The sequence below is a fragment of the Arthrobacter sp. SE2 genome, from assembly GCF_058244265.1.
Window position 1 is genome coordinate 224,155 of sequence record NZ_JBZAYA010000005.1, and the last position, 22,457, is coordinate 246,611.

The 22,457-nt window shown below is 63.2% G+C and carries 20 protein-coding genes; 7 read left to right on the forward strand and 13 right to left on the reverse strand.

Annotation, left to right across the window (positions count from 1 at the left end):
* Window positions 1-74 precede the first annotated feature (74 nt).
* Entirely contained in the window at window positions 75-1,130 is a 1,056-nt protein-coding gene (locus tag AC4CS3_RS09430; RefSeq protein ID WP_490783204.1) for a zinc-dependent alcohol dehydrogenase family protein, read from the reverse strand.
* A gap of 141 nt (window positions 1,131-1,271) precedes the next feature.
* Here AC4CS3_RS09430 and AC4CS3_RS09435 point away from each other — a divergent pair, with 141 nt between their 5' ends.
* From AC4CS3_RS09435 to AC4CS3_RS09455, 5 genes are all read left to right on the forward strand, one after another.
* A complete protein-coding gene (locus AC4CS3_RS09435) occupies window positions 1,272-2,282 on the forward strand; it encodes a LacI family DNA-binding transcriptional regulator (protein ID WP_490783205.1) in 1,011 nt (336 codons plus the stop codon).
* Window positions 2,283-2,399: 117 nt separating this feature from the next.
* Window positions 2,400-4,136, forward strand: a complete 1,737-nt coding sequence (gene araB, locus AC4CS3_RS09440) for a ribulokinase (protein ID WP_490783206.1) — start codon at window positions 2,400-2,402, stop codon at window positions 4,134-4,136.
* Complete coding sequence (locus AC4CS3_RS09445) at window positions 4,133-4,825, forward strand: L-ribulose-5-phosphate 4-epimerase (RefSeq protein ID WP_490783207.1); 693 nt, start codon at window positions 4,133-4,135, stop codon at window positions 4,823-4,825. The genes araB and AC4CS3_RS09445 overlap by 4 nt, the downstream gene beginning before the upstream one ends.
* 52 nt (window positions 4,826-4,877) lie before the next feature.
* Complete coding sequence (araA, locus tag AC4CS3_RS09450) at window positions 4,878-6,398, forward strand: L-arabinose isomerase (protein WP_490783208.1); 1,521 nt, start codon at window positions 4,878-4,880, stop codon at window positions 6,396-6,398.
* A gap of 187 nt (window positions 6,399-6,585) precedes the next feature.
* Window positions 6,586-6,972 carry a hypothetical protein gene (locus tag AC4CS3_RS09455; RefSeq protein ID WP_490783209.1) on the forward strand — a complete coding sequence of 129 codons (387 nt, stop codon included), beginning with the start codon at window positions 6,586-6,588 and terminating at the stop codon, window positions 6,970-6,972.
* Between the two features lie 9 nt (window positions 6,973-6,981).
* Here AC4CS3_RS09455 and AC4CS3_RS09460 read toward each other — a convergent pair whose 3' ends face one another.
* The 7 genes from AC4CS3_RS09460 to AC4CS3_RS09490 all read right to left on the reverse strand — a co-directional run bounded on the left by AC4CS3_RS09460 (window position 6,982) and on the right by AC4CS3_RS09490 (window position 13,716).
* On the reverse strand, window positions 6,982-7,176 hold the full coding sequence (locus tag AC4CS3_RS09460; protein WP_490783210.1) for a hypothetical protein: 195 nt from the start codon (window positions 7,174-7,176) through the stop codon (window positions 6,982-6,984).
* Between the two features lie 123 nt (window positions 7,177-7,299).
* Window positions 7,300-8,811 carry an arabinosylfuranosidase ArfA gene (gene arfA / locus AC4CS3_RS09465; protein ID WP_490783211.1) on the reverse strand — a complete coding sequence of 504 codons (1,512 nt, stop codon included), beginning with the start codon at window positions 8,809-8,811 and terminating at the stop codon, window positions 7,300-7,302.
* 50 nt (window positions 8,812-8,861) lie between these two features.
* Window positions 8,862-9,761, reverse strand: coding sequence for a carbohydrate ABC transporter permease (locus AC4CS3_RS09470; RefSeq protein WP_490783212.1), 900 nt, complete (start codon window positions 9,759-9,761; stop codon window positions 8,862-8,864).
* Complete coding sequence (locus tag AC4CS3_RS09475; protein ID WP_490783213.1) at window positions 9,758-10,744, reverse strand: carbohydrate ABC transporter permease; 987 nt, start codon at window positions 10,742-10,744, stop codon at window positions 9,758-9,760. The genes AC4CS3_RS09470 and AC4CS3_RS09475 overlap by 4 nt, the downstream gene beginning before the upstream one ends.
* Window positions 10,745-10,823: 79 nt before the next feature.
* Window positions 10,824-12,176 (reverse strand): ABC transporter substrate-binding protein, encoded by a 1,353-nt coding sequence (locus AC4CS3_RS09480; RefSeq protein ID WP_490783214.1) that lies wholly within the window; start codon window positions 12,174-12,176, stop codon window positions 10,824-10,826.
* A gap of 201 nt (window positions 12,177-12,377) precedes the next feature.
* Window positions 12,378-13,409 (reverse strand): LacI family DNA-binding transcriptional regulator, encoded by a 1,032-nt coding sequence (locus AC4CS3_RS09485; RefSeq protein ID WP_490783215.1) that lies wholly within the window; start codon window positions 13,407-13,409, stop codon window positions 12,378-12,380.
* 82 nt (window positions 13,410-13,491) lie between these two features.
* Window positions 13,492-13,716, reverse strand: a complete 225-nt coding sequence (locus AC4CS3_RS09490) for a hypothetical protein (protein WP_490783216.1) — start codon at window positions 13,714-13,716, stop codon at window positions 13,492-13,494.
* Window positions 13,717-13,889: 173 nt separating this feature from the next.
* Between AC4CS3_RS09490 and AC4CS3_RS09495 the strand changes: the two genes are divergently transcribed.
* Window positions 13,890-15,071, forward strand: a complete 1,182-nt coding sequence (locus tag AC4CS3_RS09495; protein ID WP_490783217.1) for a low temperature requirement protein A — start codon at window positions 13,890-13,892, stop codon at window positions 15,069-15,071.
* Window positions 15,072-15,130: 59 nt separating this feature from the next.
* Here the strand turns inward: AC4CS3_RS09495 and AC4CS3_RS09500 are convergent, their stop codons facing one another.
* The 4 genes from AC4CS3_RS09500 to AC4CS3_RS09515 are packed head-to-tail and all read right to left on the reverse strand — an operon-like array spanning window position 15,131 to window position 20,624.
* A complete protein-coding gene (locus AC4CS3_RS09500; RefSeq protein ID WP_490783218.1) occupies window positions 15,131-16,540 on the reverse strand; it encodes an aldehyde dehydrogenase family protein in 1,410 nt (469 codons plus the stop codon).
* A gap of 53 nt (window positions 16,541-16,593) precedes the next feature.
* Complete coding sequence (locus tag AC4CS3_RS09505) at window positions 16,594-17,121, reverse strand: hypothetical protein (protein WP_490783219.1); 528 nt, start codon at window positions 17,119-17,121, stop codon at window positions 16,594-16,596.
* A gap of 27 nt (window positions 17,122-17,148) precedes the next feature.
* A complete protein-coding gene (locus AC4CS3_RS09510) occupies window positions 17,149-18,663 on the reverse strand; it encodes an APC family permease (protein ID WP_490783220.1) in 1,515 nt (504 codons plus the stop codon).
* Window positions 18,660-20,624 carry a primary-amine oxidase gene (locus AC4CS3_RS09515; RefSeq protein WP_490783221.1) on the reverse strand — a complete coding sequence of 655 codons (1,965 nt, stop codon included), beginning with the start codon at window positions 20,622-20,624 and terminating at the stop codon, window positions 18,660-18,662. Before AC4CS3_RS09515 ends, AC4CS3_RS09510 begins: the two co-directional genes overlap by 4 nt.
* Before the next feature lie 101 nt (window positions 20,625-20,725).
* Here AC4CS3_RS09515 and AC4CS3_RS09520 point away from each other — a divergent pair, with 101 nt between their 5' ends.
* Window positions 20,726-21,361 (forward strand): TetR/AcrR family transcriptional regulator, encoded by a 636-nt coding sequence (locus tag AC4CS3_RS09520; RefSeq protein WP_490783222.1) that lies wholly within the window; start codon window positions 20,726-20,728, stop codon window positions 21,359-21,361.
* Here AC4CS3_RS09520 and AC4CS3_RS09525 read toward each other — a convergent pair.
* Entirely contained in the window at window positions 21,358-22,374 is a 1,017-nt protein-coding gene (locus AC4CS3_RS09525; protein ID WP_490783223.1) for a LacI family DNA-binding transcriptional regulator, read from the reverse strand. The genes AC4CS3_RS09520 and AC4CS3_RS09525 overlap by 4 nt on opposite strands.
* Window positions 22,375-22,457: the final 83 nt, after the last annotated feature.

The following is a 22,457-nucleotide window of genomic DNA, read 5'->3' on the forward strand; positions in this document are numbered from 1 at the left end:
GGAATACCGACCGGCGGGCCGTCATAGGACCCGCCGATCGCCGTCTTCAAAAATCCGAGGGCTCAGCCCTTGCCTCAGGGAGTGAGCAGGACCTTGATGGAGCGCCGTTCGTCCATGGCGCGGTAGGCCTCGGGGGCTTCCTCGAGCGGCATCACGGTGTCGAAGACCCGGCCCGGATTGATCTTGCCGTCGAGCACGTCGGCGAGCAGTTCCGGGATGTAGGTGCGAGCCGGAGCCATGCCGCCGGCAATCGAAATGTTCGTGTCGAACAAGTAGCGCAGCGGGGCTTCGGCTCCGCCTGTCGGGACACCAACAAAGCCGAGGGCGCCGCCCGGGCGGACACTGTGCAGTGCCTGTTCCATGGATTCCTTGGTCCCGACGCACTCCAGGACGGAGTCGGCCAAAACGCCTCCCAGCAACTCACGGACCTTGGCCACTCCGTCGTCGCCACGCTCGGCGACGATGTCCGTGGCCCCGAACTCGAGGGCAATCGCCTGGCGGTCGGCGTGGCGGGACATCGCGATGATCCGCTCGGCGCCAAGCCGCTTCGCTGCAAGCACGCCGCAGAGCCCTACCGCGCCGTCGCCGACGACGACGACCGTCCTGCCGGGGCCGACCTTCGCCGCGAGGGCGGCGTGGTGGCCGGTCGCCATAACGTCGGAAAGCGTCAGCAAGCTCGCGCGGAGGGCGTCGTCGGGCTCGGTGACGCCGGGAACCTTGACGAGGGTCGACTCGGCGAGCGGTACGCGCACGGCCTGGCCCTGGCCGCCATCGATCGCGTGCCCGCCGTCATCTTTGCCGCCCCAACCTGCCAAATGATCGCAGGCAACGGTGACGCCGTTCAAGCATTGCGGGCAGGCGCCGCAGCTGACCAGGAAGGGAGCGATGACGAAGTCGCCGACCGCCAAGGCCGTGATGTCGTCGCCGATGCTTTCCACCGTGCCGATGAATTCGTGTCCAATGGCCGAAGGCTGGTGGGTGGGCTTGACCCCGCGGTACGGCCACAGATCCGATCCGCAGACGCAGGAGGCGGTGACTTTGACAACGACGTCGGTGGGCAGCTGGACCGAGGGGTAGTTACGGTCTTCAACACGGATGTCGCCGGGACCGTGGATGATGGTGGCGCGCATGGGGCTCCTCAAATGGTGGTTGGTGGGCTTGAATCGAGTCTATCCCCGCCGCGCCTATGGTCCTCTACTGACCGGTAGCTCAGCCCGGACTCGCAACGGCCACGTTCGTCGCTTGGCGTCCAAGTCGCGCAGAATAGCTCCATGACAAAAAGCAGCGGGCGCTTGCCACGGCTTGAGGACGTGGCGGAACGGGCGGGAGTCTCGCACCAGACCGTGTCCCGGGTGATCAACGACCACCCCAACGTCAGCAAGGGCACTCGTGAGCGTGTCGAGGCGGCCATCACCGAACTGGGATACCGGCGCAACACTGCTGCACGGAGCCTCGTGACCCGTCGCTCCCAGACCATCGGCGTCCTTGCGAGTGAACTGGCGCAATACGGCCCGGCGAACACCTTGCTGGGCGTCGAACAGGCGGCGAGGGATGCCGGCTATTTCGTCAGCATCGCAGCCTTGAGGACGGTCAATCGCGAGGCGATTCTTGATGCAGTCCGGCATTTCCTGGACCAGTCCGTGGATGGGATCGTCGTCATCGTGCCGCATTCGGAGACCCTGCTGGCGTTGGCGGAAGTGAACGCGGGGGTTCCCGTGGTGGCCGTGGGATCGATGGGCGACGCCTCCGTCAGCGGAGCCATGGTGGACCAGAAGCGCGGCGCGGAACTGGCCGTCAGGCATCTGCTTGATCAAGGACATCGCAGGATCGGACACGTGGCCGGGCCGCAGGATTGGATCGACGGAGTGGCCAGGGCCGAAGGGTGGAGCACGGCGTTGCGGGCCGCGGGCCTTGAGGATGATCTGCTGGTAGTGGGGGACTGGAGTGCCGGCAGCGGCTACGACATCGGCAGGAAACTCGCCGATGAAAGGACGGCCACCGCGCTTTTTGTGGGAAATGACCAGATGGCCCTGGGTCTGTTGCGGGCCTTCAGCGAGGCGGGCGTCCGCGTGCCCGAGGACGTTTCGGTGGTGGGTTTCGATGACCAACCCGAATCCGGCTACTTCACGCCGCCGCTGACCACGGTGCGCCAGGACTTCGAAGAACTCGGGCGGCGCTGCATGGACCTCATGCTGGGCGGCATCGAGGACGGGCAAAGCGTCGGCACCACCGTGGTGGAGCCTGAGTTGGTAGTGCGCCGAAGCACTTCCTCCCCCGTCTGACTGCTTCTGTTCACTTGGGCGGGCCGGCCGTTGATCACCACATCTTGACGTGTGGATTGTTAGCGCTCACAATTGGACGAGTCCGCAAGGCTGCGGACTGGCTATTGGAGGATTTTCATGGGCGTCACAGCGGACGGCAAGGAACATTACGTCATCGGCGTGGACTACGGCACGCTTTCCGGCAGGGCCGTCGTGGTGCGGGTCAGGGACGGCAAGGAACTGGGAAGCGGCGTGTTCGACTACCCGCACGCGGTCATCACCGAGGCTTTGCCTGGCGATCTGGCGGATGGACCTGATGGCACAGCGGTCCGGCTTCCGGGGGAATGGGCGCTTCAGGTGCCCCAGGACTACCGGGAGGTGTTGCGTCATGCGGTTCCAGCCGCGGTGCGCGACGCCGGGATCGATCCGGCCGCCGTCGTCGGGATCGCCACCGACTTCACGGCGTGCACCATGGTGCCGGTGAAGGCCGACGGCACTCCGCTGAACGAGCTGCCCGGCTTCGCCAACCGGCCGCATGCGTATGTGAAGTTGTGGCGGCACCACGCGGCCCAGGGGCAGGCGGACCGCATCAACGCCCTGGCCGCCGAGATCGGCGAGGCCTGGCTGCCCCGCTATGGTGGGCTCATTTCTTCTGAATGGGAGTTCGCCAAAGGCCTCCAGTTGCTGGAGGAGGACCCGGGCGCGTACGCGGAGATGGACCACTGGGTGGAGGCCGCGGACTGGATCGTCTGGCAGCTGTGCGGAAGCTATGTGCGTAATGCTTGCACCGCTGGGTACAAGGGCATCTACCAGGACGGCAAATACCCGTCTGAAGACTTCCTTGCGGCATTGAACCCTGGCTTCAAAGACTTCGTGTCCACCAAGCTCGAACGCACGATTGGCCGGCTGGGGGATGCCGCCGGTTACCTGACGGCCGAAGCCGCCGCCTGGACCGGCCTGCGTGAGGGCATCGCGGTCGCCGTCGGGAATGTGGACGCGCACGTCACCGCGCCGGCCGCCCGGGCCGTGGAACCGGGACAGCTCGTCGCGATCATGGGCACCTCCACGTGCCACGTCATGAACGGCTCCGAGCTGCACGAAGTGCCGGGCATGTGCGGAGTGGTCGACGGCGGGATCGTGGACGGGCTCTGGGGTTACGAAGCCGGCCAGTCCGGGGTCGGTGACATCTTCGGCTGGTTCACCAGGTACGGCGTGCCGCCCGAATACCACAAGGCTGCAGGCGAACTCGGCCTGGGGATCCACGAATACCTCACCGAACTCGCCTCCCGTCAAGGGATCGGCGAACACGGGCTCATCGCCCTGGACTGGCACTCGGGCAACCGGTCCGTCCTGGTGGATCACGAGCTGTCCGGCGTGGTCGTGGGCCAGACGCTGGCAACCCGCCCGGAGGACATCTACCGGGCGCTCCTGGAGGCCACGGCCTTCGGTACCCGCACCATCGTGGACGCCTTCCGCGACTCGGGAGTGCCGGTGAAGGAGTTCATCGTGGCCGGAGGGCTCCTCAAGAACAAGCTGCTGATGCAGATCTATGCCGACATCACGGGGCTGCCGCTCTCCACGATCGGCTCGACCCAAGGCCCCGCGCTGGGTTCGGCCATCCATGCCGCCGTCGCTGCCGGGGAGTACCCGGACATCCGGGAGGCCGCGGCCGCCATGGGCTCCGAACCGGGCGCCATCTACACGCCGATCCCGGAAAACGTAGCCGCCTACGAAGAGCTGTTCCGCGAGTACCGGACACTGCACGACTACTTCGGCAGGGGAAGCAACGAGGTCATGCACCGGCTCAAGAAGATCCAACGCTCGGCACACCATACCGCGCAAATGGATCCCATTCTGCAAGGAAGCAACGCATGAGCGCCCTGCTGGACACCATTGCCAGGATCCGGGCCGAGGTGTGCGCCCTGCACGCCGAACTGACCCGCTACGAACTGGTGGTCTGGACCGCGGGCAATGTCTCTGCCCGCGTACCCGGCCACGACCTGATGGTGATCAAACCGTCCGGGGTTTCCTATGAGCAGCTGACCCCGGAGTCCATGGTGGTCACCGATCTCCATGGGGTGCATGTGGCGGGCGATCGCGACGGTGAGTGGGGCAACCCGGACCTGTCGCCGTCGTCGGACACTGCCGCGCACGCCTACGTGTACCGGAACATGCCCGACGTCGGGGGAGTCGTCCACACGCACTCCACCTACGCCACGGCCTGGGCCGCGCGCGGGGAGCCGATCCCGTGCGTGCTGACCATGATGGGGGACGAATTCGGGGGCACTATCCCGGTGGGCCCGTTCGCGTTGATCGGGGACGATTCGATCGGCCGCGGCATCGTGGAAACACTCAGGGCCTCCCATTCGCCGGCGGTCCTGATGCAGAACCACGGCCCGTTCACCATCGGCAAGGACGCCCGCTCCGCCGTCAAGGCCGCCGTGATGTGCGAGGAAGTGGCCCGCACGGTCCACATTTCCCGGCAGCTCGGTGAGCCGCTGCCCATCGAGGCGGGCCAGATCGAGTCCCTCCACGACCGCTACCAGAACGCCTACGGCCGCTGACGCCGACTGCCGCTAGACCTTCCAGCCCACGAACTTTTCAAGGAGAAACCCCATGCCTCATGCCCACAACACCTCCCTCGAACACTACGAAGTCTGGTTCCTTACCGGCAGCCAGCACCTGTACGGCGAGGACGTCCTCAAACAGGTCGCCGCGCAGTCCCAGGAAATCGCCACCGCCCTGAACGCGTCCTCCGATGTTCCGGTCAAGCTGGTATGGAAGCCCGTGCTGACGGATGCGGACGCGATCCGGCGCACCGCGCTTGAGGCAAATGCGGACGACGCCGTGATCGGCGTGACGGCCTGGATGCACACCTTCAGCCCGGCCAAGATGTGGATACAGGGACTGGATCTGCTCCGGAAGCCCCTCCTGCACCTGCACACGCAGGCGAACGTGGCCCTGCCGTGGGCGGACATCGACTTCGATTTCATGAACCTGAACCAGGCAGCCCACGGTGACCGCGAATTCGGCTACATCCAGTCCCGCCTCGGCGTGCCGCGGAAGACCGTCGTCGGGCACGTCTCCAACCCCGAGGTCACCCGCCAGATGGGCGCCTGGCAGCGCGCCGCCGCCGGCTGGGCCGCCGTCAGGTCCCTGAAGCTGACCCGCTTCGGGGACAACATGCGCAACGTCGCCGTCACCGAAGGGGACAAGACCGAAGCCGAGCTGCGATTCGGCGTCTCGGTCAACACCTGGTCCGTCAACGAACTCGCCGACGCCGTCCACGGCGCGCCGGAGTCCGACGTCGACGCCCTCGTCGCCGAGTACGAGCGCCTCTACGAAGTGGCACCGGAGCTGCGCGCCGGCGGTGCCCGGCACGACTCCCTGCGCTACAGCGCCCGCATCGAACTCGGACTCCGGTCCTTCCTGGAGGCCAACGGCTCGGCCGCGTTCACGACGTCGTTCGAGGACCTGGGCGCGCTGCGCCAGCTCCCCGGAATGGCCGTGCAGCGGCTCATGGCCGACGGCTACGGCTTCGGCGCCGAAGGCGACTGGAAGACCGCGATCCTGGTCCGGGCCGCCAAAGTCATGGGCGCCGGACTCCCCGGCGGTGCCTCGCTCATGGAGGACTATACCTACCACTTGACCCCGGGTCAGGAGAAGATCCTCGGCGCGCACATGCTCGAAGTCTGCCCCTCCCTGACCGCCACGAAGCCGCGCGTGGAGATCCACCCGCTGGGCATCGGCGGCAAGGAAGACCCCGTCCGCATGGTCTTCGACACCGACGCCGGACCGGGCGTCGTCGTCGCGCTCTCCGACATGCGCGACCGGTTCCGCCTCGTCGCGAACGCCGTCGACGTCGTCGACCTCGACGAACCGCTGCCCAACCTGCCGGTTGCCCGGGCTCTGTGGTCGCCCAAGCCCGACTTCGCGACCTCCGCCGCCGCGTGGCTCACCGCCGGCGCCGCGCACCACACCGTGCTCTCCACCCAGGTGGGCATGGACGTGTTCGAAGACTTCGCCGAAATCGCCCAAACCGAGTTGCTGACTATCGACGACGGCACCACCATCAGCCAGTTCAAGAAGGAACTCGCCTGGAACGCCGCCTACTACAAGCTCGCCGCCGGGCTGTGAACCGAGAGGCATTCCGGCTGGTCTGCGGGGATCATCGCCGCGCCTTCACGCCTGAGTATCTAGTTGACAAGGGCAACTGACGCCCTTAAGTTTCTGTGTATTCAGGTAGGTTCCTTGTTTTGGATCACATTGTTAGCTGTAGCTATGGAAACGCAGCCGGTGAGCTGCCAAGGCGCAGGGGGCAACGATGACGAAAGTACTGCTGGATAATTTCCTCAATGAGTGCGTCTCCCGGAATTCCGGAGAGGACGGCCTCAGCTTCGAAGAACTGTATGGTCTGTACATCAGCTGGTGCGGACTTAAGGCTTCGGAACCCGTGAAAGCCAGGACGTTTAGGGCCAGCCTTCGGGCGGCCGGCATCGCTCCCGGACACCGCGGAGAACTATGCGAGGATCTGGTGATGATAGGCCCGGCGGCGTGCGACTACATTGTCCACAGCGCGCTCCCGCTCACTGCGTTGGACGCGCGATTGGGCGGCTGGCCTCGGCTCAAGTCTTGGCCCGCAGAACGTCTGAAGCTACCAGTCACTGGGCGGGCACCCGGCGAAGACCGCGACTCGGCTCCGGCTGCCTAAGCGGGTCTTTTATTCGTGGAACTTCTCCCGAGCCTTGCGCTGTTGCCGCTCAAGCTTGGCTTCCGCCTCGGTCCGCCGCTGACCGATGATGCGCATCTGGTGCGTGGTCGGGTGTTCGTGTTCCTCCACGAAAGTGCCCTTTTCCCTGGGAAGGCTATGGCCGGCAGCCTGGGACACGAGCTTTTGGTTGTCGTTTTCGCTCATGTCAAAATCGTCCCACCGGGCGGCTGTCTCCAAAAGAGGTTCAATCCGCGGTGCTGCAAAATAGGCGCGACATCCCGGTCTACGGACCGGGATGTCGCTTGGCACTTGACCGATCGAGCAAAGTCAGCCGAGATTCAGCGCCGTCCAGGAGACGGGAGGCAGGGTGATTTCGACGACGCCGTTGCGCACGACGGCGCTCTTGTTCGGCTGCAAGCCCACGCGGTCCCGATCCTCGAGCGTGTTCTTGGCGTAGACGTCCGCGTCCGAAAGCGTCTGGGCACCCACGACGATTACGCCGTCGAGAGCCGTCAGGTCGATGGTGACCGTTGCTTCTTCAGTCCGTGATCGGTTGACCAGGAAGACCGACGTCGCAGCTGCGTCCGCGTCGTAGGTCGCGACGGCGTCGATGAGCGGGACGGTGCCATAAGCGTCCGTGCTGTATGTGTCCGCTTCCAGCCTCACATCCAGGGCGACTCCCTTGGCCAGTTTGGATGTCAATGCGAACGGGAAGAACGTGGTCTGTTTCCACGCCGGGCCGCCGGGTTCGGTCATGATGGGAGCGATCACGTTGACCAGCTGCGCGAGGGAGGCGGAGGTGACACGGTCGGCGTGCTTGAGCAATGAGATCAGCAGGTTGCCGAAGACGACGGCGTCGGCCACGGAATACGCGTCCTCGAGCAGCCGTGGCGCCTTGGGCCAGTTGTCCAGCCCTTCGATCTTGTCCACGTTGTGGAAGCGTTCGAGGTACCACACATTCCATTCATCGAAGGAAATGTTGATGGTTTTGGCGCTCCCGTTGACAGCCTTGACGTGGTCCGCCGTCGCTATAACGGACTCAATGAAGTGGTCCATGTCCGTAGCGGAAGCCAGGAACGAGTCCAGGTCACCGTTCTTTTCCTCGTAATAGGCGTGGCACGAAATGTAGTCGACGTCCTCGTAGGCGTGGGTGAGTACTACGCGCTCCCATTCTCCGAAGGTGGGCATATGGGCGCTGGATGAGCCACAGACCACGAGTTCAACTGAAGGATCCAGCTGGCGCATTGCTTTCGCGGTTTGCGATGCGATTTTGCCGTAGTCCTCAGCGGAGCGATGGCCCAACTGCCATGGACCGTCCATTTCATTGCCGAGGCACCACATTTTGACGCCGAAAGGCTCCGCCCGGCCATGAGCGGCCCGGCGGTCCGACAGCTCCGTCCCGGAGCGGATGTTGGAGTACTCCAAGAGGTCCAAAGCTTCCAGCGTGCCGCGGGTGCCGAGGTTGACGGCCAACATGAGCTCGCTATCCACTTTCTCCAGCCATGTGCTGAACTCGTGCATGCCGATCTCGTTGGTTTCGGTGGAGTGCCAAGCGAGGTCGAGGCGGTGGGGGCGCTGTTCCTTGGGCCCAACGCTGTCCTCCCAGCGGAACCCGGAGACGAAGTTGCCGCCCGGGTAGCGGATGGTGGAGACACCGAGTTCCTTGACGAGCTCAATCACGTCAGTGCGGAAACCGTCTGCGTCGGCGTTGGGGTGAGCGGGTTCGTAGATGCCGTCGTAGACACAGCGTCCAAGGTGTTCAACAAACGAACCGAAGAGGCGGGGATTGACTGCGCCCACTGCGAATTGTGGGTCGATCGTAAGGCGTGCGGAAGCCATTGTCTGCTTTCAGTGAGAGGTAGCGGGAAGAGAAAGGGTGCTTTGAATGCCTATTTGAGGCTGCCGAGGGACAGGCCCCCCTGCCAGTACTTCTGCAGGGTGAGGAATGCCACCACGAGGGGAATGATGGAAATGAACGAACCGACCACAATCAGGCTCCAGAGCGAGTGGCCGCCCCCGTTGTTGGACGAGGCCAGCTGCTCCCAGAGGCCTATGCCCACCGTGAGTGGATAGAGCCTCTCCGTGGACAACATGGCCAAGGGCAGGAAGTAGTTGTTCCAGGTCCCGACGACGGAAAGCAGGAGGACAGTCACGAGCGCCGGCCGAAGCAAGGGCAAGGAGACTTGGAAAAAGGTGCGCAATTCACCGGCTCCGTCCACCCTGGCCGCATCGAGCAACTCATCAGGCACGGCTTCTGCGGTGTAAACCCGCATCAGGTAGACCCCGAAGGGGCTTAGCAGGGACGGCAGGATGACCGCCCACACGGTATCTGTGAGCTTGAGGTTGGACATCAGGATGAATGTCGGGATGACCAGCGCCGTCATGGGGACCATCACGGCGCCGAGCAGCAACGCGAACGTAAGGTTCCGGCCCCGGAACTTGTACTTGGCGAAGCCGTAACCGGCCAGGACCGAGATTGCCGTCGCTCCCAAGCCGCCACTGACAGCGTAGAGCAGCGAATTACCGAGCCACTGCACATACTCCCCGCCGTTGTAGGCGAAAAGCTCCTGGATGTTTGCGATCAGGTTGAAATTCTTGTCGAACCACATAGCGCCGGAAGAGCCGGCGAAAAGCCCTTGTGCATCCTTCGTGCTGGCAACGAACAGCCACCAAATGGGAGCCAGGAAATACAGGACGAGGACGCCCAGAAAGACATGAGCCACAACGTTGCGGCGACGGGGCCGCGACAACCGGGTTGTAGCCGGGAGATGTGTTGTTTGTGCGCTCATGAGAGATTGCTCCCTTTCTTGCGGGTCGCGAACATGAAGATATACACCGCGATGAAGACGACGATGCCAAGGGAGAAGGAGATGGCCGAGGCGTAGTTGAACTGGGCATATCCGAAGGCCAAGTTGAACGCGTAGATGTTCGGGGTGAAATCCGGGGTGATGCTGCCGTTCGCTACCGGCCCGAGGATTTGCGGCTCGGAGAAGAACTGCAGCGTCCCGATCAGCGCAAAGATAAGAATGAGCACCAGTGCCGAAGAAACGAGGGGTATTTTGATGCGAAAAGCAACTTGCCTTTCGGAGGCGCCATCAATCTTGGCGGCCTCGTAGAGCGTCGGATCAATTCCCTGCAATGCCGCGTAAATGATGATCATGTAATAGCCGGCCCATTGCCACGTCACAACGTTGAGCAGGCCATAGAAGACGTTGTCCTGGCTGAGCAGGAAAGGCGCCGGCGCGTGGAACAAGGAGAAAAGCTGCTCAAGCGGGCCGAATGTCGGACTGTAGAGAAACCCCCACATCAGGGCGCCGATGACGGCGGGCACTGCGTACGGTAGGAAGATCATCAGCCGGGAGAACCTTGCGAGCCGGGTGGTGAGGTGGTCGAGCACGAGCGCGGCCGCCAGGGAGACGGCCATTTGGACCGGGATAAGGACCAAGGAGAAGCGGACCACGAACCAGACGCCCTTGAGGAACTGTGGATCCGAGAAAGCGTGGAGATAGTTCTCCAAACCGCTGAACCGCGTACCTGTTGCCAGGCCCTTGGTGAACAGGCTGAGGTAGAGGGCGTATGCAAGCGGAGCCAGAAGGAACGCCACGAAAACCACGCCGAACGGTGCGATGAAGAGCCACCCGGTCCGGGCGCGCCGTGCATTCATCTTGTCGATGCGGGAGCGGGTTCTGCGTTCGGGAGTGGGCGGGGGATTTACCGTGTCCGGTGCAGAAGTATGCGGCAACGACGTCACCGTTGACCCGTGAACTGCCATGAGCTGTCCTGCAACTTTCTATCGATCGATTCCGTCCCGTTCCACCCGGCCGCGGGGCCGGGCGGAACGGGAGGAGTTGTCAGTTGACCGTGAACCCTTGGCTCTTCGCGTAGTTCACCATGATGCCTTGCAGCTCGGCGGCTGCTTCGTCCCCGCTGACTTTGCCGGCGTTGATCTTGACCGTCTCGGCCTGCAGTTGTGCGTAGTAGTAGACACTGAACGGGCTGTAACTGAATCCCTTGTAGGCATTTTCGGCCGGGATGTAGATGTCCTTGTTTGCAGTCTGCCCGCCAAAGAAATCGACCGCGTTGTTGGTGAACGCATCCGACTTCAGCACATTTTGGTTGAGAGGGAAGATTGTCTGGGTCTTCCAGCCATCCGTGAGGGAGGCGTCGTCGGCGTAGAGGCCCTTGGCGACTTCGGCGGCGAGCTTCTGGTCACCCGCCTGCGAGGTGACGGCAAAGGTGGATCCTCCCCAGTTCACGGAGACGGGGTTGCTTGGATCCCATTGGGGGAGCGGCGCAGCGGCGAATGTTCCTTTCTCGTTGCCCTTACCCACTCCGGATCCGGTGAGGTAGCCGGGAGCCCAAGCCGCGGAGATGTACGTGGCGTACTTGCCGCCGATCATTCCTGAGATGTAGTCGGTGGTGAACTGGTCCTGGGTGGCCACCAGACCCTTCTTCACGAGCGCGGCCCAGTAGTTCAGCACGTCCCTGGCCGGCTGGCTGTCGAGGTGAATGGAGATGTTCTTCTGGTCCGCCAGGTCATAAGTGAAGGGAACGGCGCCCTTTTGGGCCATGAGGGCGGTCAGGGCGGCAGGAACATTGCTGCCAAGATCTCCGAATGCAGGGCCGCCGGCGTCCTTGACCTTTTGCGCGGCCGTTTCGTACTCCGCCCAGGTCGTCGGCGGCTTGATGCCGTACTTGTCCAGCACATCCTTGCGGTAGATCATGCCCATGGGCCCGCCGTCGACCGGAATCGCGTAGACCGAATCGCCTTGCGAGACGTCCTTCCAGGAGCCGGCGCTGAAGTTCTTCTTGACGTCTCCGGCGCCGTACTTGCTCAGGTCGACAAGTGCGTTCTGCAATTCAAAACCCGTCAGCTGGTCGGCCTCGAGCATGATCACGTCAGGGGCTCCCTTGCCGGCCTGGATAGCGGTTTGGAACTTCGCATACTCCGGGCCGCCTTGGCCGGCCACGGTCCAGCAGACCTGGACATCGGTGTGGGAGTTGTTGAAGTTGTCCACGACCGTGGCCATGTTCGGGTACCACGCCCACACGGAGACCTTCGGAGCGTCGGCATGGACGATTTTGTTGGTGCAATTGGTGGTGTTGGAGCCCGCGCTTGCGGCATCCGCGCCGCCACTGCACCCTGCCATTGTGGCGGCCAAGGCAGCGGCTGACACTGCTGCTGCGATTGCTTTCTTGTTCACGTAGTTTCCCTTCGGTCGTGCATGGACGTCGTCGTCGGAGGTAGAGCAGTGAGGGTAAGCCGTCCTTCAGCCAATGGATGCTGGTGGGGCCCGGACGGACGAGGAAGTTGGGGCGAGAGGAGATTCCCAAGCTTTTACATCGATGTAAGTAATCGTTGTAAATCCATGATGATGTGACCCGACTTACATGTCAAGAAGAAATTAGGCGGAGTCTTCGGCGGACTTAATCGCAGTGGACTCCCGGCAGATGACCTTGAAATCCGCTTCAAACTCGCGGGCGGGCGTTGCTTCGGCCGCGCCGTCGATCCGTTCCAGGAGCATCGCGACGGCAGTCTCGGCGATCTCCCGCCGGCCCGGATCTATGGTCGACAACGTCGGTAACGAATACCGGGTCTCGTCGATGTCGTCGAAACCGATGATTGCCACATCCTCGGGGATTCTCAGTCCAGCGTCCTGCATGACACGCATGGCACCCAGGGCGATGGAGTCGTTGAATGCCACGACGCCATCGAACTCGAGTCCGGACTCCAGGACCTGCCGCATGGCTTGGGCGCCGTCGGACCGGTGCCACGACTGGACATCGATAGCCAGTTCGTCCCGGTAATCCAGTCCCGCGTTCTGCAAGGCGCGGCGGTAACCTTCCAGGCGGAGCCCGGCTGAGCCGATGACTTCATTTCGATGGGCGCCAAAGGCGAGTAGTTTCGTTCGTCCCCGCTGCAGGAGGTGTTCCGTAGCTGCTTGCGAAGCCTCAATGTTTTGCATGGTCACGTGGTCCGTGGGGCCATGAAAAATCCGCTCGCCCAGGAGGACCATGGGCGTCGGAATATCAATGAGGCCCACGTCCTCTTGGCCCAGGCCAAGCACGCTGTACAAGACGCCATCGACCATTCGCATCCGGGGGCCATGCAGGATCTCCAGCTCGCGTGTCCGTGAGCCTCCGCTTTGTTCGATGATCACGACCTTCCCGCGCTTTGAGGCGGCCGTCATCACGGCGTCGGCAAGTTCGGCAAAGTATGCGTTCTTCAAATCCGGGATGATGAGGCTGATAACGTCCGTGCGGCCGGACCGCAACCCACGGGCAGAGAGATTGGGCTGATAGCCAAGTTTCTCGATGGCCAGCAATACCCGCTCGCGCGTCTCGGATTTGATGTTCGGATGGTCATTGATGACGTTCGACACCGTCTTGATTGACACGTCGGCCGCCTGGGCCACATCCCGCATGGTAACTGCCACTTTTCCTTCTTCCGCGCGCAAGTCAGCTTCGGCTTTACAAGCAGATTACATCGTTGGAAAGAATGGGTGGGGAGAATCGTCGCTACATCAGCCACTGAACTGAGACGTTCATGGCGAACAAGGCATTTGTCAGGGGCGCGAGGATCGACTCGTCTGCCTCCATGCGGCGCAACGTCTCGACGAATTCATCTATCTGAATGGTGGTGAACCCACCGTCCCGGAGTTGCTGGATGGCAAGCTCGGTATTCTGTTTCCGGGTGTTGCTGAATCGCGGGTTTACCTCTGGCTGTAACAGTTCCGAATCCATTGCCTATACTTGTCCCCAACTTCCCTGTCCGCAGGACGCCCATTGCAAGGGTATTCATGCATTACAAATGCTACTATCTCAGGCCTTGTCAGGTGCATTCCGGGTACCTGTATGAACAGCCTCTCTTCGGCGCCAGGAGCCACTAGCGCTTCGCCAGCCAATAGCATGGGTCAATGATGGATAAGTCGTCGGCTTCTGGCGCGCTGACACACGAGGTGGCTCGTGACCCCCGCCGCGTGCACTGGATGGAGCTGTTCTTCGACCTCGTCTTCGTGGCCTTCGTCGGGCAGCTTGCCCGCGGGATCCGCGGCGATCCTGGATGGGCTGAATTCGGTACGTTCGTCCTGCTTTTCTTTCCGGCGTGGTGGGCCTGGGTGAACATTGTTTCCGTCGTCAACCTCCTGCCTGGCTTGTCGTCCCGGGCGCTGGGCATCGCGATGCTCGCTGCCATGGCAGCGGCGAGCGTCATGGCCGCCGCGGCGCCCGGGGCCTTTGGCGAACGGGCCTGGGCCTTTTCGCTGGCCAATGCTGCCATTCGCGTGGTCCTGCTGATCTTGTGGCTCTACCAGCACCGCGGGAATTCGTCCGAAACTCCGTGGCGCATCTGGATCTACAACGGCGGCACTGCCGTTCTCTGGCTCATCTCTGCCTCTTTGCCGCTCCACATCGCTGTCATTCTGTGGGCTGCCGCGATCGTCGTCGAGGTTGGAATGATGACGCTTAGCGCCCGCCTTTGGCCAGACCGGGGTATCGGCGGGATCAACATCGAGCACGCATCTGAGCGGCTTGGCTTGTTCGTCATTATTGTCCTCGGCGAGTCCATCTTCACGATCGTCACCGAGGTGTCTGACGATTGGGGCCCGGGCGCAGGCCTGCTCGGTGCGCTCGGATTCCTCTTTGTTGCCTTGCTCGGCTGGGCATTCTTCCAATACGGCACGGGGACAATCACGGCAGGGCTCGAGGGACTGCAGGCCCGGTCCGATTTTGCCGGGATACTTCAGACCACCCTGTTCATGCCGTTCCTCCTGGTGGTGGGGGTGACCGCGATCGCCGGGGCGATCGCGACAGCCATTCCAGCACCCTACGAGCACTTGCCGTTCGGTTCCGGGATTTCGCTCGGCGGAGGTCTGGCCCTCTTCTATGCGTGCAATGCGATCGTGTCGCTCCGCTACGGTCAGCCGCCGCGCGCAGTGCTGCCATGGGCCGTGCCTACAGTGGTGATCGCCGTCTTGCTCATACCCGTGAGCGTTGTGGTTCCCGGCGCCGTCGTTTTGGGCCTTGCCGTGATTGTCCTGCTCCTTGTCACGGCCTACGTGGAGATACAAAGGCGACGGCTCAAAACCCCAACTGACTGACAGTTGTTGTCGTTCTGGGGCCTCAAAACGACAACAACTGCTAGTCAGTTGGGTCTGGCCTAGCCGTTGATGATTTGCGGAACTCCGAGGGCCTTGAGGCCTTCGACGCCGAATTCGAGGCCGTAGCCGGATTGCTTGGCGCCGCCGAAGGGGATCCGGGGGTCCACTGCGCCGTGCTTGTTGATCCAGACCGTGCCGGCTTCGAGGCTTGCCGCGACCTCGCGGGCGGCTTCCAGGTCCGAGGACCAGACGGAGGCGCCGAGTCCGACGTCGAGCGCGTTCGCCTTGGCGACGGCCTCGTCCACGGTGCTGTACCGGATGATGGGCAGGGCGGGGCCGAACTGTTCCTCGGCCACGAGCGGGTTGTCGTTGTCGATGTCGGCCACGAGGGTGGTGGGGTAGAAGTAGCCGGGCTGGCCGTCGTCGGGATTGCCGCCGAGCAGGATCCGGGCGCCGGAATCGCGGGCGGCGTCCACGAGGCCGGCGACGATGTCGTATTGCTGCCGGTTCTGTAGCGGTCCCAGCACGTTCGCCTCGTCCAACCCGTTCCCCATGGGCATCGCGGCGGCAACGGCGGCGAGTTCGGTGCACACCGCCTCATACAGGGAGTCGTGGACGTAGAGGCGTTTGAGCGCCGCGCAGGTCTGGCCGGTGTTGATGAAGGCGCCCCAGAAGAGGCCTTCGGCGATGGCTTTGGGGTCGGCGTCGGGCAGGACGATGCCGGCGTCGTTCCCGCCCAGCTCCAGTGTGAGGCGCTTCACCGTGTCGGCGCTGGAGCGGATGATCGCTTTGCCGGTGGCGGTGGAGCCGGTGAACATGACCTTGCCGATGGAGGGGTGTTCGGCGAGCCGGGCGCCGACGTCGCGGCCGCCGGAGACCACGGTGAGGAGGCCCTCGGGAAGCTCTTCGTTGATCACGGCTGCCAGGGCGAGCACGGACAGGGGCGTGTATTCGGAGGGCTTGACGACGACGGCGTTGCCCATGCGCAGAGCGGGGGCGATCTGCCAGATGGTGATCATCATGGGCCAGTTCCAGGGTCCGATCGCGCCGACGACGCCGATGGGCCGGTAGTGCAGCTCGGCGCGTGTTTCGCCGTCGTCCACCACGGTTTCCGGGTCCAGGGGCGTCCCGGCGGTGGCGCGCAGCCAGGCGGCGCAGGCGCCGACTTCGAAGCGTGCGTTGGGCCCATTCAGAGGCTTGCCCTGCTCCCGGGAGAGCAGGCGGGCGAGTTCTTCGGCGGAGCGCTCGACGGCGTCGGCGGCCCTGAGTAGCGCGGCGGACCGGGCGTCGTGTCCCAGGGCAGCCCACGCGGGCTGGGCCGCCTCGGCGGCGGCGATGGCGCGCTCCAGGTCCTCAACGGTGTGAACGGGAGCCTCGCCGACGGCGGTGCCGGTGGCAGGGTCGAGGATGGTCCGGGTTTCGCCGGTGGTCGGGGTGATTGAAGCCAGAAGGGCGTCGTAGCTTTCCAAGGGTTTACTCCACTCTGAGTTGGTATTGGTTTCGAAGGACAACGTTCCAGGGGTCAAACGGCCATCAGGACCATGGCGCCCAAGGCACCCGCTGAAGAGATGGCCTCTAGGGATGCAGAGGCGTGTCGACGGTGTCCGCGGCCGTTTCGTCGCAGCGTTCGGGCCGCCAGGACGACTGAATAGGCGATGACCGCTGCCGCGAGGGCAACTGCGAGGACGGGGTTCGCTCCACCAAGACCCGAATGCGCATGTGTTTGGTGTATCGAACTGGATGGGGCGGAGGGAAGGGTTGTGACGAAGATGGCGAACATGGCCACGATGGACAAGGAGCGGTGTATTTCCATGCCGCCGCGGCGATCCTTGGGCAGGAGCACCAGCGGCAACGGGGACGTGAGGAGCAGCAGCAGTCCCCACACAACGCCCGGAACGATGCCCGGTCCGACGGTCGTGTCCGCCATCGCCACGAGCATGAGGGCCATCGGTCCCCACTGGCTGAGGTTCCTGACCAGGCCTTCCCGCATCGGGCTCCAGATCCCCAAGGCGCAGCAGGCCAGCATGACCAACGAAAGGATTGTGTGCATGTCGTTCACCGATCGTCAGTCCAGGCGCTACAAGTCTTCTTCGTCCCCGAGGTGCACGGCCGCCGGCCCCTCTTCGCCGTGCCCGATGCGCCGATACACGGCGGGATTGCTCCGGCGGAGGCGGAATGCCCAAGCGACCCCCACCAATCCGGGCACGATGATCGTCGCCGGCAGGATGAATGTCAGGGTATTGGTCTCGTTTTGGCCCAGCAGTACGTTGAAGTTGACCACGATCAGAACGAAAATCACGGCCAAGAGCACGAACCCCAGGGCAGGGGCGATCACGCGGGTCCAGATTCCAGCGTCATGCCGGTTCTTGCGGAAGAATCCAATGACGGCCAGCGAAACAACGGTCATCAAGAGGACAAGTCCCATCGCGCCGTCGTTCGTCAGCCACGTGAACATGGTCAGGACAGGGTAGAGATCACCCAGCGACGATCCGGTCCCCGCGATGGCGAATGCCACCGTGACCACGACGGCGATCACCGTCTGGGCGATCGACCCGGCGTAGGGGGCGCCGCTGTGCCGCCGGACTGCACCCAGCTTTCGGGGAAGGACTTGTTCCCGGCCCAAGGAGAAGAAGTAGCGCGCTGCGGCATTGTGGAAGCTGACGAGGGCCGCGAAGAGGCTCGTGACGAAGAGCAGGCGGGCCAGGTCGGCGAGAAGGACGCCGGCATGGTCACTGAGGAAGCCGAACATCAGGTCCGGTCCCTGTTTGGCGGAGGCGTCCACCACCGCGGACGGTCCGGTTCCGACCGCCATGGCCCAGGAGGAAACAGCGTAGAACACGGCGATGATGGCGACGGCGGTGTAGGTGGCCCGGGCGACGGTGTGCTTCGGGTCCTTGCTTTCCTCGCTGTAGATCGCGGCCGACTCGAATCCCATGAACGCCGCGATACCAAAGGAGAGGACCGCCCCTACGCCCGGCACAAACAGGCTCTGCGGAGTGAGCGGCGCTCCGCTGACTCCCTCGGGTGCCACGACGAAGGAGACGACGTCGTAGACGATCACCACAAGGAACTCCAGGCCGACGAGCACCCCGAGGACCTTCGCCGACAGGTCCACACGGTTTACGCCGAGGAATGCGACGACGGCGATGCAGACCAGCACCGGAATCCACCAGGGGACAGTGGCGCCGAAGCGTTCGTTGATCAGGCTCGAGACGGTGAAGCCGAAGAGGCCATAGATGCCGACTTGCATCAGGTTGTAGGCCATCAGTGCCACCATGGAAACCCCGACGCCGACCGGCCGGGAGATGCCCTGGGCTACGTAGGAATAGAAGGCGCCGGCGTTGACGACGTACCGGCTCATTGCCGCGTAGCCGACGGCGAACACGGCGAGGGTTCCGCCGAGCAGCAGGAAGGAGAGCGGCACGCCGGTGACCCCGGTGACGGCAAACGTCGTCGTCACGCCGCCGGCGAGGACGGTGAGCGGAGCCGACGCGGCGATGATCATGAAAGTCACCGCCGGGACGCCGAGACGGCGTCGATGGTGATGCGGGTGGCCCACCTCAGTGGTCTCTTTTCCGGTTGTTAAACTCATTTCTTGGCCTCCATGTGGCAGTGGCCGCCTTCGGCGGGCTTCGATGCGGGGACGTCGAGGACGGGGCTCCGATCGAAGAAGCCTTCGGGCCGCAGTTTGAATCCCACCGTGTCGACGGGCATGATCGGCCAGTCTTCGGGTCGGGGAAAGTGGGTCAGCCCGAAGGTGTGCCACACGACGATGTCTTGACCGTCGATGTCCCTGTTGCGGGCAATGTAGGACGGCAATCCGGCTCCTCCGCAGTGCTGATTGACGAAGTCGCCGCTGGGGTAGCGCTCATTCTCGTCGTAGCGGGTCACCCACAGGTCCTTCGTAGCGAAGGCTGCACGCTGGGCGATGGAAGATTCGGGGTCGGCCAGGAGCATTGGGTGCCCTTGTCCATGGAGTTTGTACCCCACAGGGTCGCCCAGGCGGTTGAGTGACTCGGGATTGGAAATGATCCAGGCCCGTCCTGCCGCCATATCGGACTCCCGCACTGCCTCCGATTCGCTCTTAAGCACAGTCCGACGGCGCGCGAAGGCGTTGCCGCGCTCGTTCCCTTCTCCCATGGGTACGCGGACGGCGTCCTCTTCCTCGACCCTGTTGCTCAGGCCGTCGATGGCGAAGTCCAGGCGGGCACTGAAAAGGTGCTGGTGGAAGGGAGCCCCAAGGCCTGGGGCGAGCTCCGAGGCGTACGGGTAGCCTTTTCCGGGGTGGGCGCTCGTGAAGACGACGCCGGTAGCCTTGGCTTCGAACTCGATGGTGCCGTCGAGGTAGAGGTACCAGTAGAAGCCGTAGTCGTAGTTGCCGATGGTGGTGAAGAAGCTGATGACGAGCCTGCGGTTCCGGCGCGTGTAGTTCACGCCGCTCCAGAGGTCGCTGTGCTTGGCGAGGATGCTCCAATCCTCTTCGTGCATGCAGATTCCGTTGCGGATTTCCCGTGGCTGGCCGAACGAGTCGCTCACTACCGGGCTGAGGTAGGTGATTTCGCCGAGGCAATCGCAGCCGAGCTCGAGGGAGTTGGCGTATTGGCCCACGAGGTATTCGCCGGTATCGAAGTAGTTCTGCCAGGAGCGCACGGGAGAGGGATCGCCGTACGGGACCACCATTTCGGCGATCGAGGCGCGCTTGAGGATGCTGCGACGGCGATCGACGTCGTCGAACGCGACATTGTGGAGGACTACGCCTTCCCGGACATCGAATCCGATGTCCAGGCTCCACTTCTCCCACTCGACGTGGTTTCCATTGTGGACGGTGAAGCTCGGACCTTCCGGCTGGGTGATGTGGATCGGTTTCTGGGTGGTGCGCATCGGCCCGGTCAGCTCAGGGTCCGTAAAGTTGCCGTGTTCTTCCGGAACCGGGACCGGCCCGAAATCCAGGACTTGGTCGACGGTCTTGCTCACGACGTCGACGTAGGCGACCAGCCCGTCCACAGGGTGGGCCCAGGCGCTGTCGCCGGGGAACTCCTGGACGAAAGCCAAGCCGCGCAGGATCCGGCGGCCGTTCTCTTCCGGGTACTCGAAGACCCCGGCTGACAGGGGAGCGACCCTGACTTTGCTGACATCGAGATTCCGGTCAGCCAGGGCCTTGAGCCATCGCTCGTCCTGGGCGAGGATCTCTTCAACCACCTCGAATTCTTCTTCGATGACAGGAAGCTCGCCCGTTACTGACGTGTCGAGTTCGACTGTGGAGACAACTTCCTGATGTGTCACAGAGACCACGACGTCCTGTGCGGCACCGGATGAAACGTTATGTAGGAACGCCCTGAACCTGCGGTCCGGAGTCCCCGATACGCGCGCTCCTGAATCGCGAGGTGGGTCGAGCAAGCCAAGGTAGGCGATCCGGATGGATTCGTCGAAGAGTCCGGCGCCGGCCAAAATGCCCCTGACGGCCGTGATGTCTTCGGCACTGGTCAAGGCATACGGAGACAGTCCGGCAAACTCAGCCATGTCGGCGATTTCTGGAGAGGAAGTTGTGCTCATGGAAGGCCTTTGTGAGTGGCGGTTTATTTTCTATGTGTGTAGAGAATAGCATCGTGTAATCTGAGTCACAACGGTTGTAGAAAAAAAGATTTGGGGAAAGCGTGCCGAAGATCGTAGACCACGACAAGCGCAGGGTGGAACTTGTCGAAGCCACGTGGCGGATCATCGCCAGCAGGGGGATCGAGGGAGCCACCATGCGCGAGATAGCAACGGAAGCAGGCTTTGCCAACGGCGCGCTCAAGCCATATTTCCCCACGAAGGACGATCTCTTGACGTTCGCTTTCGCCCACGTCTTCAACCAGACGAATACCCGCATGATCGACTCCACCGCCGGCCTGCGGGGCCTGTCCGCTTTGCGCAGCTATTGCCATGAAATTTTGCCGCTCGACGCCGAGAGGCTTAACGAGGCGCGAATCGCGATCGCTTTCTGGCAGCGCGCCCTGACGGACCCGGCGAAGGCCGCCCTGCATGATTCCTCGATGGAGCAATGGCGTGAAGCCCTGTTCGACAAGCTCCGTGAAGCCAGGGAGCTTGGCGAACTGAAGGAGGGGCTGAACGACGACGACATCGTCGGCGGGATCATGACGTTCGCGCTCGGTGCCCAGATCACGGCCACGCTGACTCCGGAACACCACTCTGCGGATCAGCTACGGTCCCAACTGGAGACCTATATATCGCTCATTTCATCCGAAAAGGGCGCTCTGCTGCCGACGGCCGGCTCGAAAGGTTCCGCTTAGCGGCGCAAGGTGCTCTGCCGTGCCACGAGTTCCGGCGTGAACACCACCTGGCTGTGTACGTGGCCGGGTTCGGCGTCGATTTCTTCGAACAGGAGCTGGGCGGCACGCTCGCCGATCAGCTGCCTCGGCTGGCTGATGGAGCTGAGCGGGATGCTCGACTGCGAAGCGAAATCGATGTCGTCGAAGCCGACGATGGCGATGTCCCCGGGCACGCGGAGCCCGTTCGCGGCGAAGGATTGCAAAAGCCCCAAGGCCAATTGATCGTTGGCGGCAAACACAGCATCCGGGCGCTTGTCGGGTTGGAGATTCCCGATGAGATCTCCGATCCGGCGCCCGCGTTCAAATTTCAGGTCCGGGGTTTCGAATAGTTGAAGCGGGACTCCCGCACGGGCTGCCGCGTCGGCGGCACCCCGGTAGCGGTCCTCGACCTGCTGCAGCGTGAAGGGGCCGCCGACGAATGCCGGGCGCACCGAGCCGACGCTGATGAGATGCTCCAGGGCAGTGGCTCCACCGGCGACGTCGTCCACGGAAACGGAGCAGAATTGATCCGTGCTTGCGAGCCTGTCTACGAGTACTGAGGGGATGCCCCGGTCGCGCATTCTTTCAAGCCGTTGAAGAACCTGCCCGAACGGAGTGATGAGAACGCCTTGGACCCGCTGCTGCTCGAACAGGTCCAGATATGACTGCTCGCGGCCGGCGTCTTCGGCACTGTTGGCCAGGATCAGGGAGTGCTTGTGGTCTTCGGCGACGTTCTCAGCCCCCATGGCGACATCCGTGAAGAAGGGGTTGCGCACGTCCAACACGAGCATGCCGAGGCTCCTCGTGGATCCGGACCGCAATGAGCGGGCTGATTCGTTGCGCACGAAACCCAGTTCCTCGATGGCGGCCAGAACGCGGGTCCTCTTGTCGAACGACACTTGGTCCGGCCGGTTGAGGACATTCGACACTGTGCCGACCGAAACTCTCGCCAGGGCGGCGACGTCTGTCAGCTTTGCTCCCGGGCCGCTTGGCACGCTCAACCTCCCAATTGATGAATCGAATCAAACCGTTTCATCAATATTACGTGGCTCGGCTGGCGATCTCCGGGTTTGACTGT